Source organism: Blastocatellia bacterium, from assembly GCA_035573895.1.
Classification (GTDB): Bacteria; Acidobacteriota; Blastocatellia; order HR10; family HR10; genus DATLZR01.
In genome coordinates this window covers 1-16,929 of the sequence record DATLZR010000015.1, presented here as the reverse complement: position 1 = coordinate 16,929, position 16,929 = coordinate 1, and the positions used below count along the sequence as shown (strand labels likewise).

Genomic DNA, 16,929 nt, shown 5'->3' with positions numbered 1-16,929 from the left:
CTATGGACATCAACCGAATGACGGAAAAGCTTCAGGATGGAATTCGTGCGGCTCAAGCGATCGCCGCTCGCTATAGCCATCAGCACATTGACGTGGAGCATCTGTTGCTCGCGTTGCTGCAGCAGGAAGGTGGTCTGGCTCCCACGATCCTGCAACGGGCGGGCGTTGATCCGGCTCAGGTGATCACCCGGTTGGAGCAGGAACTGGCCCGCTGGCCGAAAGTGAGCGGACCGGCCGCCGGACCGGATCAGGTTTATCTCACGGGGCGACTCAATCGGTTGTTTGTGGCGGCCGAGGATGAGGCGAAGAAGTTCCGCGACGAGTACATCAGCGTCGAGCATGTTCTCCTCGCCATGGTGGAGGAGGGGCGAGCGACAGCGGCGGGCCGTATTCTCGCTGAGGCGGGTCTGACGCGCGATCGTTTGATGAAAGCCCTGCTGCAAATTCGCGGGACGCAGCGCGTCACCAGTCCCACGCCCGAAGCGACCTATCAGGCGCTCGAACGCTACGGGCGCGATCTCACGCAGTTAGCCGGTCAGGGGAAGCTCGATCCTGTCATCGGACGGGACGAGGAGATTCGTCGGGTGATGCAGGTTCTCTCCCGCCGGACGAAAAACAATCCCGTCCTCATCGGTGAGCCCGGCGTGGGGAAAACGGCGATTGTTGAAGGACTGGCTCAGCGCATCATTCGAGGCGATGTCCCCGAAGGGCTCAAACACAAGCGGGTCGTCCAGCTCGACATGGGCGCATTGATCGCCGGGGCCAAGTATCGCGGCGAATTTGAGGAACGGCTCAAGGCGGTTTTGCGCGAGGTTCAGGAGTCGCAGGGAGAGATCATCCTGTTCATTGACGAGTTGCACACGGTCGTCGGAGCCGGTCGGGCGGAAGGAGCCACGATGGATGCGGGAAATCTCCTCAAGCCCATGCTGGCGCGCGGCGAGCTGCGGTGCATCGGCGCGACCACTCTGGACGAGTACCGCAAGTACATCGAGAAGGATGCCGCGCTAGAGCGACGCTTCCAACCCATCCTCGTGGGGGAGCCGAGCGTTGAAGATACGATCTCGATCCTTCGCGGCCTGAAGGAACGCTACGAGGTGCATCATGGCGTGCGGATCAAGGATTCCGCTCTGGTCGCGGCCGCCGTCCTGAGCAACCGCTATATCTCCGATCGTTTTCTCCCGGATAAAGCCATTGATCTGGTGGATGAAGCGGCCGCGCGGCTGCGTACGGAAATTGACTCGATGCCGTCGGAGCTGGACGAGATCCTCCGGCGCATCATGCAACTGGAAATCGAGCGCGAGGGATTGAAGCGGGAGACGGATGCCGCTTCGCGGGAACGGTTGCGCAAGCTCGAAGAAGAGCTGGCCGAATTGCGCGTCCAGGCCGATGGGCTCAAAACTCAATGGGAGCAGGAGAAGAAAATCATCGCCGATCTTCGCCAGCTCCGTGAGCAGGTCGAGGAGACGAAGATCCTCATCGAACAAGCGGAGCGGGCGTATGATCTGAATCGGGCGGCCGAATTGAAGTACGGACGACTCGTCGAGCTGGAGAGGAAGATTCGAGAGAGCGAGAAAGCCCTCACCGAGCTGGTCGAGCAGCGCGGGGGAACGCGATTACTCAAGGAAGAAGTGGATGAGGAAGACATCGCCGAGGTCGTCAGTCGCTGGACGGGCATCCCGGTGAGCAAGCTCCTCGAAGGGGAGATTCAAAAGTTGCTCCGCCTGGAGGAGGAACTGCATCGCCGGATCGTCGGCCAGGACGAAGCCGTGAGCGCCGTGGCCGAGGCCGTGCGTCGGGCGCGCGCCGGATTGAAAGATCCCAATCGGCCCATCGGCAGTTTCATTTTCCTCGGTCCCACCGGCGTGGGGAAAACGGAGCTGGCCCGCGCGCTGGCCGAGTCGCTCTTCGATGATGAACGGGCGCTCATTCGCATTGACATGTCCGAGTACATGGAGAAGCATTCGGTCGCTCGCCTGATCGGAGCGCCGCCCGGCTACGTCGGCTACGAGGAGGGCGGGCAATTGACCGAAGCGGTTCGACGGCGTCCCTATTCGGTCGTCCTCTTTGACGAGATCGAGAAGGCCCACTGGGATGTCTTCAATCTGCTCTTGCAAATTCTCGACGATGGGCGGCTGACCGACAGTCACGGTCGCACGGTTGATTTCAAGAACACCATCATCATCATGACCTCCAACATCGGCAGCAATCTCATCCTCGAATATCGTGGCGCCGCCAGCGGCGATCGGTACGAGCGGATGAAGGAGACGGTTCTGGCGGAACTTCGGCGAACCTTCCGGCCCGAGTTCCTCAACCGGGTGGACGAGATCGTCGTCTTTCATGCGTTGACCGAGGACCATCTCAAAGAGATCGTCGAGATTCAGCTTCGCCGGTTGCAGCAGCGGCTGAGTGACCGGCAGATCGCGCTCCACGTGACCGATGCCGCCCGGGAGTGGCTGGCGCGCGTCGGGTACGATCCGGTCTTCGGGGCCCGTCCGCTCAAGCGGGTCATTCAACGCGAGCTGGAGAATCCTCTGGCCAAGCTGGTCTTGCAGGGAGAGGTGCGCGATAATTCCCGTGTCACGGTGGATTATGACGGCGGAAGATTGGTCTTTTCGACTGAGCGGGCCGCCGCTCCGGTCGCCAGCGAATAGCCCGATCGGGTGTGCGGGAGAACGTCATAACATCAAGGGCCGGCAGCCAATCGCATCGGAGGAGCTGGCCGAAATTCTTCGATGACGGAAGGAGTGAAACATGGAAACGATGAATGTCAAACCCGACGCTTCGCTACAACCGACTGCGGCCGAGTTCGACCGGTCCACGGTTGCCTCGAGTCGCCGGGGGTGGTCCCCCGGATGGTGGCTGAGAGATCGGCGCGTGCGCCTGGGGGCGGGAGTCACTCTCCTGCTTCTCATTGGTGCGGTGATGGGCTCGATCCTCACGGCGTGGACGTCCTGGGCGCCATTTCCTCGCAACGATTCCCGCGTGCCCATTTATCTCGCCAGCGGTGCGCCCGTGGCCTCCGGCTCCAGTATGGGCAACGTATCGCTCACCGAAGGTCTCGGCCCGGTCGTCCGGGCTGTGCGCGACTCCGTCGTCAGCATCGAGACCAAGTCAAGGGTGCGATCTCAAGGGATTGATTTCTTTTTCGACGATCCCTTCTTCCGCCGATTTTTCGGCACTCCCCGTCAACCCCGCGAATATACGCAGGAAGGGCTCGGATCGGGCGTGATCGTGAGTCCGGATGGCTACATTCTGACCAACAATCACGTGGTCGAGGGAGCGACAGAGGTCACCGTGCGGCTGGCCGATCAGCGTGTTTTCAAAGCGCGCGTCGTCGGAACGGATCCTCAAAGTGATGTCGCTGTGCTGAAGATTGACGCCCAGAAGCTTCCGGCCATCACCCTGGGTGATTCGTCGCGGGTGCAGGTGGGCGATTTCGTCATCGCCATCGGGAATCCGTTTCGGCGGGAGTTACAGCAAACGGTCACCTTTGGCATCATTAGCGCGACCGGTCGCGGAAACCTGGGAATTGCCGAGTATGGCGATTTCATTCAGACGGACGCGGCGATCAATCCGGGGAATTCCGGTGGCGCTCTGGTCAACATGCGGGGCGAGTTGATCGGCATTAACACGGCCATCTTCACGCGCGGCATACAGGCCAATGCCGGCGTCGGGTTCGCCATTCCCATCAATATGGCCCGCGAGGTGATGGACCGCATTCTCAAGTATGGCAAGGTCGTTCGCGGGTATCTCGGAGTGGAGATCCAGAACCTGACCGAAGGGATGGTCGAGCAATTCGAGTTGAAGGATCGCCGGGGAGCACTCGTGGGAAATGTCGTGCCGGATGGACCGGCCGATCGCGCGGGAATCCGCAACGGCGATGTCATCATTGAGTTCAACGGACAGCGCGTCAACGACGCCGATCACCTGAAAAACATGGTGGGATTGACGCCGCCGGGAACGCGGGTGACGCTCACGCTCATCCGTAACGGGCGCGAACAAAAAGTGACGGTGGAGCTTGGTGAGCGACCGGCGGAGCGGGTGAGCCGCATGCCGGAATCCAATGACAGCGGGAATACGCTCAGTGGAATCGCCGTGGATGAGCTGACGCCCTCGCTGCGCAATCGCTTTGATATTCCTCGAAGCATCACCGGTGTGATCATCAGCGATATTGACCCGGACAGCCCCGCGGCCGAAGTCGGATTGCAACCCGGCGACGTGATCATTGAAGTGAATCGGCAGCCGGTGACATCGGTGGAAGCGTTTCGTCAGGCTGTCTCGCGGGTCGGGCGACGGCGGGCCCTGCTGCGCGTCTACTTCTCGCGCTCAGGCAGCACTGGCTATGTGGACATCGCCCCGCGCGGTTGAGCGATATGTCGCTTCGCGTATCAGGGAGGAGGAGCCCGAGACGCCTCGGGTTCCTCTCTCACGAGGATTTGAGGTTGGACAGCGGGCGGGTGATCGTCGTCACCGCGCGAAGTCTCGATTCGGTGATGGCCATAATTATCTCAGGCGATGGAGGGGGCAAGCGATGGCAACCTATTACATCCTGCGACGGGCCAACGGTGACATCCTGACCCTCGAGCGAGGAGGCCACACCTATATCGCCGTCTGGGATAGCGAGCTGGGAGTCCGACGGAGTAAAAATTCGAATCCCGATCTGATCGTTTACGTCCCGGCCGTTCTCAATCGCCAATGGATCGAACGGCGCATTCCCGGCAACCGACGCTATTTCCTCGTTGATAGCGCCGATCCCGATTTAGAGACCGGACGCGAGATCACCGAAGAAGAGCTGTTCGGTCAGCCGGAGTTTCGCAAGGCGGCCTAAGGTGAACGCCGCGTGAGAGGCCGGCAGTGGCGCTGAAAGGAATCCTCGCGGGGCGGCTTTTCCGACCGGCTTTCGGGCAACGCATTAGCTCGAGTGACGGCGTGCAGTCCTTGACTCCGGGGGAGTGCTTGTCGGGCGCGATCTCGGTGTCGGAATCGAACGATGGATAAGACCACGCGACAAAAGTGGGTCTTCAACATCTTTTATCTCATCCTCACGGTGGGACTGCTGATCTCGCTCCAGCAGTTCAGCCCCTTTCCTCGTCCTCACCCGATTCCCTACAGTGAACTTCTCGATCACCTTCGGAGCGGCAAAGTCGCGGAGGTCTGGATCGGCGAGAGTGAGATTCGCGCCCGCCTCCGGGAGGGGAATCGGCTGGTGGTCGCCACTCGACTTCCCGGCATAGAAGAGACGTCATTGCTGAAGGAACTGCAGGAACGGCAGGTGAAATTCTCCGGGGTGATTGAGCGCACTTCCTGGCTGGAGCAGTTCTTCCTCTACTGGGTGCTGCCGCTGCTGATTTTGGGAGCGATTTGGGGCTATGGCATGAGGCGGCTGGCGCAGGGGGGCAGTAGCGTCCTGACCTTTGGCCGCAGCAAGGCGAAAATTTACGACACCAGCAGCGACCAGCGCGTCACATTCGCCGACGTCGCCGGCGTGGATGAGGCCAAGGCTGAACTCGTCGAGATCGTGGATTTTTTGAAGAGTCCCGCTCGGTACCAGCGCCTGGGCGGGCGCATCCCCAAAGGCGTTCTGCTCGTCGGACCTCCGGGAACGGGGAAGACCCTGCTCGCGCGGGCGGTGGCCGGGGAAGCGGGCGTTCCGTTTTTCTCGATTTCGGGATCGGAGTTCGTCGAGATGTTCGTCGGCGTGGGGGCGGCGCGCGTCCGCGACCTCTTCGAGCAGGCCAAGAAAAAGGCCCCCTGCATCGTCTTCATTGATGAACTCGATGCGATCGGCAAGATGCGGGCCGTCGGGGGAGCCTTCATCGGAGCGCATGATGAGCGGGAACAGACGCTCAATCAGCTCCTCGTCGAAATGGACGGATTCGATTCCTCCAAGGGCGTCATCATCATGGCGGCGACCAACCGACCGGAGATCCTGGATCCGGCCTTGCTCCGGGCCGGGCGATTTGATCGCCGCATCATCGTAGATCGCCCGGATATAACCGGTCGTGAGGAGATCCTCAAGGTCCATGCCCGAAAGGTTCGCGTGGGGGCCGATGTGGATTTCCGCGTGCTGGCGGCGCGGACGCCGGGGATGGTGGGTGCCGATCTGGCCAATATCGTGAATGAGGCGGCGCTTCTGGCCGCCCGACGAGGCTCGGAGGCGGTCGAGATGCGCGACTTTGAGGAGGCGATTGACCGCGTCATGCTCGGGTTGGAGAAAAAGAATCGTGCCATGTCTCCGGCCATCAAAGAACGCGTCGCTTATCATGAAGTTGGTCATGCGCTCGTGGCGCTGTCGCTGCCTCATGCCGATCCGGTTCACAAGGTGACGATCATCCCTCGCTCGATTGGAGCGCTCGGCGTTACGTTGCAACTGCCGGCGGACGACCGCTATCTCTACACCAAGTCGGAACTCGAGGATCGCCTGGCCGTGCTTCTGGGCGGGCGAGCGGCGGAGGAACTGATCTTCGGGGTGTCCTCCACCGGGGTGCATAACGATTTGGAGCAGGCAACCGAAATCGCCCGGCAGATGGTGACGCGTTTCGGCATGAGCACGCGCTTGGGACCGCGAACGTTCGGACGCCCGCTCGACGGCCAGTTTCTGCGCGGTCCTCTGCCGGCGGCCGAGGAGCGAGATTTCAGCGAGGAGACGGCCCAGATCATTGACGACGAAGTGAACCGGCTCATCGCCCAGGCGTATGATCGAGCGCGGTCGCTGCTTGTGCAGCGAGAAAAAGCGTTGGTGCGAATTGCTCAGGAATTGATGGTTCGGGAGACGCTGGATCGGGCGGAACTCATGCGACTGCTGCAGGAGGCGGAAGAACCGACCGGATCCGCCTCGGAAAGGGATGTACAACCCCCGGCGGGATGAGGACGGTCGTCGCCGGAGGGGGCCGACGACGCTGGTGCAGGGGTTCGAGTGCAGGCCGCTCGCCGAGATTCAACAAGGAGGTCAGGCCTATGAGATCGGCTGTCGTATTTGCCGGTGTCTCGCCGCATCCGCCAATTATCGTCCCGGAGATCGGAGGCGACCGGTTGGCCGAGTGCATGGCGACGGTCCGCGGCGTTGAGCGGATGATGCAGCGGCTGGTAGCTTCTGGACCGGATACGGTCGTCATCATCAGTCCTCATGCACCGCTGGATCCTCGTTCATTCAGCGCCTATAGTGGACCCCGATTGCGAGGCGACTTCTGGGATTTCGGCGCCCCGGAGGTGGAGTTCACCATCAGCAATGACCTCGTCTTGCTGTCTCGGCTGGCCGCTCTGTGCCAGGAGCGAAACATTCCCCTCTGGCTTATTCCCGCCGGTCGGCGACTCGATCACGGCACGATGGTTCCACTCTACTATCTGGTGAAAGCGGGGTGGACATCGAAGGTAGCTGTGGTGGGACTCTCCTTTTTGCCCGCGAGGGAGCATGTCCGCTTTGGCGAGGCGATTGCTGATGCCGCTGCACAATTGAACCTCCGCCTGGCCATTTGTGCCAGTGGAGACATGAGTCATCGGCTGAAGCCGGATGCACCCGCAGGGTTCAGCGAACGCGCCCATCTCTATGACGAGGCCATCGTCGCCGCTCTTCGAGAAGGTGATTTCGAGAAGATTCTCGCCATTGATCCCGATCTGCGGGAGGAAGCCGGCGAGGACATCTATCGTTCGCTGCTCATCGCCTATGGCGCCATCGGCCGGAAACTCCATCGCACGGAGGTCTTTTCCTACGAGGGTCCGTTCGGCGTCGGCTACATGGCGGCCGTACTGGCCGACTATTCTTCTTCGGACAATGGATCAAAGGAGCCGTCCGCCGAGGGCGATCGAACGGAACGAAGCGACGTGGCGGCGTCGCCGGGCCTGGATCCCGCTCCTGAACCGGCGGCAGCAGCCCAACCGGAGATTGATCTGCCTGCTATGGCCCGGCAATCGGTCGCCTATTATCTCTCTCAGGGAAAGATCATGCCGGCTCCGGAGCCCATCAGCGGACGATGGGCGCGCCCGTCGGGCGTTTTCGTCAGCATCAAGACCCGCGACGGTGAATTGCGCGGCTGCGTGGGAACGATTCACCCGACGCGCAAGACCATTGTCGAGGAAGTCATTCACAATGCCGTGTCGGCGGCAACGGCTGACCCTCGATTTCCTCCGGTGACTGCTGATGAACTCGATCGGTTGGTCTTTTCGGTTGATGTGCTGTCCCCGCCGGAGCGGGTCGCGGGCCCGAACGATCTCGATCCTTCGCGTTACGGATTGATTGTGGAGAGCGCCGACGGACGGAGGGGATTGCTCCTGCCCGATCTGCCGGGAATTACGACGGTGGAGAGGCAGATCGAGCTGGCGTTGCGCAAAGCGGGCATCCCACCGGGCACCCCGGTGACGTACTGGCGGTTCACGGTGGAGCGGCTGAAGGAAAAATCGGAGTAAGGACCACCTGTCGGCCCAGCGGGCCGATCGGTGTCTCCTCCGGAATCCAGAGCAACCGACGTTAGGAGGGAACAATGGTTTCATACAGGGATCTGGAAATGCTCCAGCGTTACGGACCTGAGGGCGAGGGTCACGTCCTCAGCCTCTATCTTGATGTGGATCAGTCCAAGCCGGGTAATCTCAATCGAGGATTTGAGCGAACGGCGACTCAGCTCCTCAAAGAGGTTGAACGGGACATCTCCAACCATCTTCGCTCGGAATTCGAAGCGAATCGGGAAAAGGTTCTCCGTTTTATCCGGGACTACACCCCCCGGAAGAAGAGTCTGGTCATCTTCAGCGATTCCCGTCGGGGATTCTGGTGGGATCGTGATCTTCCCATCATTCTTCCCTCGGTGGCGCGGTTCGCTCCTGCGCCGTACTATCAGCCGCTGGTCGAGGCGCTCGATGAGTATGAGCGCTATGGCGTCGTGCTGGTGGATAAGGAACGGGCGCGATTGTTCACCGTCTACCTCGGCGACGTCGAGGAACATCATCAGGTCTTCGACGAGGTGCCCCGACGAACTGTGACCACGAGCACCGATCGGCTCTGGTCGCAGAAGAACCTGCAGCGGCACCACGATCAACACGTTCACGGTCATGTCAAGAACGTCGCCGAAAAACTGACCGAGCTGGCGGCTCAGTATCACTTTGATCGGTTAGTGCTGGGCGGGACGGTTGAAGCCGTGAGCGAGCTTCAGCGAGTCCTGCCGAAGGCGTTGCGGTCGCGCGTCGTGGGGACGATCTCGGTTCCCATCACCGCGTCCGTATCTGACATTCTGGCCGAGGTGCAGAAAATCGAGGCGGCGACTGAGCGAAACAGAGAGCTGGAGCTTGTTGAGAAACTGGTGACGACGGCCCATAAAGGAGGGAATGCGACCGTCGGTGCCGCGGATACGATTCAGGCGGTCTCGGAGGGGCGCGTCTGGCGGCTCCTGTATGCGAGGAACTCGATGCTTCAGGGCTCCGTCTGTACGGCCTGTGGCGCCCTCTATCTGGACGCGGCCACTCATGCATGCCTCTACTGCGGGGGCGCGCTCGAAGCCACTCCCAATCTTCTCGACCGGGCTATCGAGCGGGTTCTCGCCAGGGGAGGAGCGGTGGAGGAACTTCGAGGTCCGGCGGCGGAGAAACTGGCTGCCCTCGGTAGCCTGGGAGCCTTCCTGCGATTCTAGGGGACGGGTTCAAAAGAGCGGGACGCTCGTCAGATTGTGCGGTGAGGTGAAACGATGACGGATCAAAGGGTGGATGTTCTCGTGTTCGCTGCTCATCCCGACGATGCGGAAATTTCCATTGGGGGGACGCTCATCAAGCTGGCAGCCCTGGGATATCGAACAGGGGTGGTTGACATGACGCGGGGAGAATCGGGCACGCGAGGGACGGCCGACATTCGGGCCCGGGAAGCGGCGGAAGCAACGGCGATTCTCCGGCTGGCTGTGCGGGAGAACCTGGGACTCCCCGATGGCCGCCTCACGTGCGATGAGCGAGCGAAAGTGGCCGTGGTGCGGGCGATTCGCCGGTATCGGCCTACGCTGATCCTCACGCACTACTGGGAAGACCCGCATCCCGATCACGCTGCCACATCGGCCATTGTCCGCCAGGCAGCCTACCTGGCGGGACTCATTAAGTTCGATGCCGAGAGCGGGCTCGAACGCCATCGGCCCTCCGCTATCGCTCACTTTCTGTTCCCGCGCACGGTGACGCCCACGTTCATCGTGGACATCAGCGAGTTCTTCGAGGAAAAAATGCGGGCGATCCGCGCCTATCGCTCCCAGTTGTACGACCCGCAAAATCAGGAACCGGAAACCCGATTGAGCCAGGAGAGCTTCCTGCGTCGCATTGAGGCCCGCCATCGCTACTTTGGCGCTCTCATTGATGTTGAGTACGGCGAGGCCTTTTATGTCAAGGAGGCGCTTGGCGTGGATGATCCGGTGCGCTTGCTCGCCCGCCCGCTCAACCTGTATTCTTGAAGCTCTAACGCGTATGAACGATGATTTTTTGGTCGTCTTGATGACGACGAGCACGCGCGAAGAAGCTCAGCGCATCGCCGAGGAGTTGGTGAATCGGCGTCTGGCCGGATGCGTGACGCTCGTTCCTCACGTCGAATCCGTCTATCGCTGGCAGGGCGAGCTTTGTCGGGATCAGGAGGTGGTGCTCATCGTCAAAACGCATCGTGATCGCTTCGACGAACTGAGGGCGACGGTCACCGCCTTGCACAGCTATCAGGTGCCGGAGATCATCGCTCTGCCCATTGTGGCCGGTGCGGAGTCGTATCTCGCCTGGCTCCGGGAGTCCGTGACCCCGACTTGATATGACACTGAGTTTTTGTTAGTTTTTGGCCAACTTTTTCAAGGAGAAGAGAGTTATGGAGAGTGAAGCCTATAAACCTGCCGAGAGCCGTCCGAGCGCGCGCAAGACCATGACCAAGGCCGATTTAATTGATGAAGTCGCCCGGATGGCCGAGCTGGCACGGAAAGATTCGCAGGTCATCGTCGAGACGGTCCTCGAAAGCATGATCTCCGCTCTCAAGCGCGGAGAGGGAATTGAGCTGCGCGGATTTGGATCCTTTCGATTCCGTGAGCGCGGACCCCGCCGCGGTCGCAATCCCAAGACCGGCGAAGCGGTTGATGTGCCGGCCAAGCGCACGCCCTACTTCCGACCGGGCAAGGAGCTGAAGGAGCTCATCAATCAGTAAGGCCGATGGATTTTCTCTGGAGTCCGTGGAGATTTCAGTACGTCACGACAGCAGAAACTGTCACCGGCTGTGTCTTCTGCCAGGCTCCAACGCTCAGCGATGAGGCGGCTCTCATTCTTTATCGGGGGAAGGAGAATTTCATCATCATGAATCTCTACCCCTATACGACCGGCCATCTGATGATCGCACCTTTTGCCCACATCGCGTCGTTTGCCGATGCCCCCAAGAGCACGACCGATGAAATGATGGATCTGGCGAAATGGTGCGCCCGCGTTCTCGATGAGGTCTACCGACCGCACGGCTTTAACCTGGGCATGAACCTCGGACGGGCCGCCGGGGCGGGCATCGCCGATCACTTCCATCTCCACATCCTGCCGCGCTGGTTTGGCGATACCAATTTCACCACCGTCATCGGTGAAACCCGCGTTCTGCCGGAGGACTTACCGAGGACTTACGAGAAGCTCAAACGTCATTTCTCGCATCCTCCCGGGTGACCCGATCACGAAGTGAGGTCTCCGGTGACGCCTCGATTGTACTAAGAGCCGCACTGATTGTATTCAGGAGGCGTGAAACCGATGAGACCCTTCGGGATGTTGGTGGTATTCCTGGTCACGGCCAGTGGCCTGGCAGCGGCCCAGTCGGGGCAGGTGGAACGGGGAGTCCCCGGCAGTGCCGCCGTTCACTCCATCCGGGGCCGCGTTTTCCTGCCAAGCGGTGCACCTGCCGAAGGTCCACTGCGCGTCACTCTTCGAACATCGGCTCAAAGCATTGTTGCCGAGACCTTCACCGACTCGGTAGGTAACTTTGAGTTTCGTTTCGTCCCCAACGGCAATTATGAGATCGTCGTGTGGGAGACGAATCAATTCGAGACCGCTGTTGAGAGGATTGAAGTTTTCTCGCGGAGTTCCCGAACCTTCACTCAAAATCTCTTCTTGCGCGAGAAAGAAACGGCCTCTCGTTCCCGCCCGAAGGCTGGCCTGGTGTCGGTCAGTTCACTGGCAACGGCGGTCCCCAAGGCGGCACGAAAAGAATACGAGCGGGGAAGCAAAGAGGCGCGCCGGGGAAATGCCGAAAAGGCCATCGCTCATTTCCAACGAGCACTGGAGCTACATCCCCATTATGTGCAGGCTCTCAACGATCTCGGTGTGCAATACATGAAGCTCAACCGCTCCTCGGAGGCGCTGGCGACATTCCGGCGGGCGCTGGAGATTGATCCTCAGGCTCCTCATCCCCACATCAATATCGGATTGCTCTACCTTCAGCAGCGGGCGTTCGCCGACGCCGTAACTTCCTTGGAGCGGGCGGTCGAGCTGGATCCCGGCAATTGGTCGAGTCGGATGCTCTTGGGGCTGGCGCTCTTTCAGATGAACGAGTTGCAAAAAGCTCAGGCGGAATGGGAAAAAGCGTTGTCGCTCGGCGAGCCGCCGGCCGTCTCCATCGTCCGGCTCCATCTGGCCAATCTCTTCATCCGGCAGAAAGACCTCGCCAGGGCTATTGAACAGTCGGAACAGTATCTCAAGGAAGTTCCCGACGCCCCCAACGCCAGGGAAGTCCGCGAGCGGATCGAAAAAATGCGGCAGGTTCTGCGCGCCCAAATCCGTTGAGGAGCGAAGGAGCCAAGTTTGACTTCCTCGCCATCGTGGGCCAGCTTTCGGAGAATCACCGGATTCGCCACCCGAACCTTCGGGGATGATCTTATACCAGTTGCCTAACGAACAGCCATTTGGAAAAAGGCGTGTGACGGCCTCCTGTATCCAGACCCACTCGGCCAGACTTTTGACCCGCTCCGGATCGGCGGCCCGGTGGTGCCGTTGCTGCTCAATGGCGGCTTTCTTCCGCTCGAGATCCCCGAACACTTGGCCTTCCACGCCAAGCGGCGGTACCTCCCTCGCTGACTCGTTCGATGGGGTTGAGTTCGGCAGAGTACGCCGGTTGCCCAATCACCCTCATACCAATTGCCTTTTGAAAGACTCCCATTAACTGCGGATAAATGGCTACGGAATCGGAACTGATCAATCCAAAATCGGCATTTCCCAATCCGCAATTTGGTATCTCCCCACAGCCATGACTTTTGCACCCGATGGCTCAAACCGTCACCTCCACTCCCTGCGCTTTCTCTCTCGCACCACTCCCACCAGCGAGTCCTGCTTCATATCCGACATCCGCGCGCAATACAACCGGCCATCCAGGCCATCCGGTGCCCAGGTGCAGAGAGGTCGAGGTCCGCTCCACCACCTGGCGCAGCTTCTCCCCTCTGGCAATCCCCACGCGCCGAACGTGGCCAGTCAGTCCCATCCGCATGACGCTTGTTACGTCGTGTGCTGGTGGAGTTGGGATTGGACTGCCTGTAGTGAGGGCGCGGTGTCGCTCCCGGTGAGGTTGGGCCCGACTCCCCGAGCAAAACATACCGTGGCTTCCCGAAGCCTTTGAGCCACACCGGTTGCCATCCGTCGTGCTATTTTGGAATGGGAACGTGCTATGACAATTGAGCTGAACGGAGAGCGTATGCCAAAGGTGGGACCTGTAACGGATCCGGTCAGTTAAGCTGCCGTGTCGGTCGGGAGAAATCCCGAAGCATCAGGTCCCTGTCTCGGCCGAGGAGACAGAGTTTTTTCGCGTCGTGCGCGAAGCGGTGGTCTCAGACCTGCTCCTGCGAGCCTTGATCTCATCCAGGTAATTGTAGATGGTGTACTTGGATAGATTGAGCAACTCGGCCACCCGGTCAACGGAATAGCGAATGAGGAATGCCCCTTTGGATTCGAGATGAGCGATGACACCAATTTTTTCTTCGCGGGTGAGATCAGAAATGGGTTTGCCGGTTGCTGCCAAAGCACTTTGCACAAGGGCTTCCAGCACCTCTTCGACCGTGTGCTCGAACTTTTCATCCAGGACAACGTCGGACGTCTGCAGCTCCCGGTTTATCCATTCCTGAAGATTCAGCAGGCCCGAAATGTCGTAGTTAATGCAGATCGAGCCAAAGATTTCGCCCGATTCGTCGCGGAGGAAAATCGAGGATGATCGCAGGACTTTCCCCGTCTTGGTGGTCGTTCGATAGTTGAACAGGTCAGATGTTGGTCCCTGTCGCAATAACTGGAACCCCAGTACATCGAGTGTGTCTCCCACCTTGCGCCCAGTAATGTGTCCATTGGCGATGGCAATAATGGAGCTTTCCGGGTGGTCGAAATCGTGAAGCACAATCTCGCAGTTCGGTCCGAGAGCTTTCCCCAGAGCCTCCACAAGCGATGTCAGAAAAGTAAGGAGCTGCTTTTTCTGCTCGGCATTCATCGCCTGCCATTCTAGTGGAGTCCGCCTGGTGGTGTCAATTTTTCTTTTGAGTGAACCAAAGTGTTTTGACGTATGAGCCAAAAATTATGTAACATTCCCCCTGTGGATTACCCTCTTACATTAGACACCCTTGGGTGATTCCGGTGCAATCAGTTCAAGCCTGTTGGCTGTAACGTGCAATTACTTAGAATATCGAGAGTTATAATGTTCAATGAGGATCCCCGTATCCCCTGGCCGAAAGCCTCTGGCGCTTGCCTGCGGGCAGATTGGGGGGAAGGCAACTGTTTTTTCAAAAGATTTTGTAAATTTCAGTTGACATGAAAAATTTTCTCGGTATAATGGCACATCCGGCCAATCCTTAGGGAAGGCAGCGGTTACTGACGTTGGTCATCATATAGTTAAAGCAAGATAGGGAGGAAACACCATGATACGGACGGTTATCTTCGCCGCTTCCCTCTTTGTTGCCGTCCTCGCACCGGGTCCCGGTTGGGCTCAGACTGCTTCAACGGGAGCACTGGCAGGGACCATCTTTGACCCGCGAGGAGCTGTCGTTTCGGAGGCGACTGTGACGGCGACGAATGAGTCAACGGGAGAGACGCGGTCGGTTCTCTCAGGTCCCGATGGGAGTTATCGCATTGCCTTGCTCCCGCCAGGTTCATATACCGTCCAGGTGAATCGAGCGGGGTTTAAGCTGGCCACACGCACCGGAGTGGCAGTGGTTGTCACGGAGGTGACGACGCTCAACGTTCAGCTTGATGTGGGCGAGACGGTTGAGTCGGTGACGGTGGAAGCGGGCGAGGAGTTAGTGCAGATTCAGTCGGTGACTTTGGGACGGGTGACAAGTGAACGTGAGGTGAGGGATCTTCCACTGGTCACGCGAAATTACACTCAGATCCTGGGACTGTCACCGGGGATCATCACCAACGTGACGAATGCGACCGAGCTGGGACGCGGCAGTAGTGGCCTCTCCGGGGCTGCCGGAGACGTTCACGCCAACGGCGGACGCACAGCCGACAATAACTTTCAGATGAATGGAGTTCAGATCAACGATCTCGCGGGAGCTGGAAGCGCCTCTGGGGGTGTGGCCATACCGAATCCCGACACCATTCGAGAATTCAAGGTTCAGACGGCCCTCTACGATGCGGCGTTCGGTCGGGGTGGAGGGGCCAATGTGAACGTCGTGACCAAAAGCGGCAGCAACGATTTCCATGGCAATCTCTTTCACTTCTTCCGAAACCGAGCGCTGAATGCCAACGACTTTTTCTTCAACCTGGCGGGTCAACCAAAGCCCGTCTTGAATCAGAATCAATTTGGAGGGACTCTGGGAGGTCCTGTCAGAAAAGACAAACTACTTTTCTTCACGTCTTATCAAGGGACGCGGCAGAGAAACGGAGCCGCTGCGGGGTGTTCCAGTTCAGCCTTGCTTCCACCGTTTACCGATGATCGCTCGCCGGCAGCCATCGGGGCGCTTTTTGCCGGCCGGCGCGGCGTTTTCCCGACTCAGTTTGGGGTCGGTCCGACGATTCAAGCTGATGGCTCGAACATCAACCCCGTGGCGCTGAAAATCTTGCAGGTGAAGCGTCCGGATGGTGGCTACGTCATTCCGACGCCTCAAGGACTTGATCCATCTCGCCCGCTGGATTCTCGCGGCTTTGCCGTTTTCTCCGATCCCTGCCGCTTTGATGAAGATCAAGGGATGTTCAATTTTGACTATATCCAATCGGACCGAGGTACGATCTCTGGCCGGTACTTCATCGCCGATTCGACGCAACGGGTCACGATGCCGGCGGGATCGCTGCCTGGCTTCCCTCAACAGATGTATCAACGGTTCCAAAACCTGACCCTCTCGTACAATTACTCACTCAGTTCGAACCTCTTCAACGAGCTGGTCGTCGGTTTTCATCGCGTAGCCAGTCGGGTCCGGCAGTCTTCGGCCTTCAGTTATTCCAGCGTTGGGGCGACGGTGTCGTCTTTTTATGACGATTTGCCCTACATCATCATTTCGGGTTGCTGCAATCTCGGTGGCGGGAGTCCCATCACACATATCCAGAACACCTATACCATTCAGGATTCACTCTCGTGGGTGAAAGGACGTCACACGATTCGTCTGGGCGGCAGTGTCAGCCGCCTTCAATACAACGTCAGGGATTTCCGGTTTGTCGGGCAACTCAATTTCCTGAGCTGGCCTGACTTTCTCATGGGACTGGATGCCGCACGTAATGGGACAGGACCGGCGCCGGTGCCCGATTTCAGCAATATCATTGCCTCGGTTGATTTCATCGGATTGTCCGACCGCAACTGGCGCGTCTGGGAAGCAGCCGGTTACATTCAGGATGATTTCAAACTCTTTTCCCGGCTGACGCTCAATTTGGGCCTGCGGTATGAACGGTTGGGTCATCTCGGTGAGGATCAAGGCCGCAATGCCGTCTTCGATACCGGACGGGCTGTCGCCACTCCGCCTGCCGAGGGAACGCTGGCGGGATTTGTTGTTTCCTCCAACTATCCGGGCC

14 protein-coding genes are annotated in these 16,929 nt (G+C 59.3%); 12 read left to right on the top strand and 2 right to left on the bottom strand.

Going from position 1 to position 16,929, the window contains the following annotated elements; genetic code table 11:
- Window positions 1-2: 2 nt before the first annotated feature.
- The 11 genes from clpB (at window position 3) to VNM72_01700 (ending at window position 12,738) form a co-directional block, all read left to right on the top strand.
- Window positions 3-2,651: an ATP-dependent chaperone ClpB gene (clpB, locus tag VNM72_01750; protein HXF04122.1), complete on the top strand. Its 2,649-nt coding sequence runs from the start codon at window positions 3-5 to the stop codon at window positions 2,649-2,651.
- Between the two features lie 100 nt (window positions 2,652-2,751).
- Window positions 2,752-4,368 (top strand): DegQ family serine endoprotease, encoded by a 1,617-nt coding sequence (locus VNM72_01745; protein HXF04121.1) that lies wholly within the window; start codon window positions 2,752-2,754, stop codon window positions 4,366-4,368.
- Between the two features lie 163 nt (window positions 4,369-4,531).
- Window positions 4,532-4,828, top strand: coding sequence for a hypothetical protein (locus VNM72_01740; protein ID HXF04120.1), 297 nt, complete (start codon window positions 4,532-4,534; stop codon window positions 4,826-4,828).
- Between the two features lie 162 nt (window positions 4,829-4,990).
- Window positions 4,991-6,868, top strand: a complete 1,878-nt coding sequence (ftsH, locus tag VNM72_01735) for an ATP-dependent zinc metalloprotease FtsH (GenBank protein HXF04119.1) — start codon at window positions 4,991-4,993, stop codon at window positions 6,866-6,868.
- A gap of 89 nt (window positions 6,869-6,957) precedes the next feature.
- On the top strand, window positions 6,958-8,403 hold the full coding sequence (amrA, locus tag VNM72_01730; protein ID HXF04118.1) for an AmmeMemoRadiSam system protein A: 1,446 nt from the start codon (window positions 6,958-6,960) through the stop codon (window positions 8,401-8,403).
- A gap of 74 nt (window positions 8,404-8,477) precedes the next feature.
- Window positions 8,478-9,614 (top strand): hypothetical protein, encoded by a 1,137-nt coding sequence (locus VNM72_01725; protein ID HXF04117.1) that lies wholly within the window; start codon window positions 8,478-8,480, stop codon window positions 9,612-9,614.
- Between the two features lie 54 nt (window positions 9,615-9,668).
- The gene (bshB1, locus tag VNM72_01720) at window positions 9,669-10,409 is read left to right on the top strand and encodes a bacillithiol biosynthesis deacetylase BshB1 (GenBank protein HXF04116.1); all 741 of its coding nucleotides are present in this window, start codon (window positions 9,669-9,671) and stop codon (window positions 10,407-10,409) included.
- A 13-nt stretch (window positions 10,410-10,422) separates the two neighbouring features.
- The gene (cutA, locus tag VNM72_01715) at window positions 10,423-10,749 is read left to right on the top strand and encodes a divalent-cation tolerance protein CutA (protein ID HXF04115.1); all 327 of its coding nucleotides are present in this window, start codon (window positions 10,423-10,425) and stop codon (window positions 10,747-10,749) included.
- A 55-nt stretch (window positions 10,750-10,804) separates the two neighbouring features.
- Window positions 10,805-11,134 (top strand): HU family DNA-binding protein, encoded by a 330-nt coding sequence (locus VNM72_01710; GenBank protein ID HXF04114.1) that lies wholly within the window; start codon window positions 10,805-10,807, stop codon window positions 11,132-11,134.
- A gap of 5 nt (window positions 11,135-11,139) precedes the next feature.
- A complete protein-coding gene (locus VNM72_01705) occupies window positions 11,140-11,628 on the top strand; it encodes an HIT domain-containing protein (GenBank protein HXF04113.1) in 489 nt (162 codons plus the stop codon).
- 96 nt (window positions 11,629-11,724) lie between these two features.
- On the top strand, window positions 11,725-12,738 hold the full coding sequence (locus VNM72_01700; protein HXF04112.1) for a tetratricopeptide repeat protein: 1,014 nt from the start codon (window positions 11,725-11,727) through the stop codon (window positions 12,736-12,738).
- A gap of 481 nt (window positions 12,739-13,219) precedes the next feature.
- Here the strand turns inward: VNM72_01700 and VNM72_01695 are convergent, their stop codons facing one another.
- Both VNM72_01695 and VNM72_01690 read right to left on the bottom strand, forming a co-directional pair.
- Window positions 13,220-13,429, bottom strand: a complete 210-nt coding sequence (locus tag VNM72_01695; GenBank protein ID HXF04111.1) for a hypothetical protein — start codon at window positions 13,427-13,429, stop codon at window positions 13,220-13,222.
- A 282-nt stretch (window positions 13,430-13,711) separates the two neighbouring features.
- On the bottom strand, window positions 13,712-14,419 hold the full coding sequence (locus tag VNM72_01690; GenBank protein HXF04110.1) for a helix-turn-helix transcriptional regulator: 708 nt from the start codon (window positions 14,417-14,419) through the stop codon (window positions 13,712-13,714).
- A 424-nt stretch (window positions 14,420-14,843) separates the two neighbouring features.
- On the opposite strand from VNM72_01690, the gene VNM72_01685 reads away from it, so the two are divergent.
- A partial coding sequence (locus tag VNM72_01685) for a carboxypeptidase-like regulatory domain-containing protein (protein ID HXF04109.1) occupies window positions 14,844-16,929 on the top strand: 2,086 nt, incomplete at its 3' end.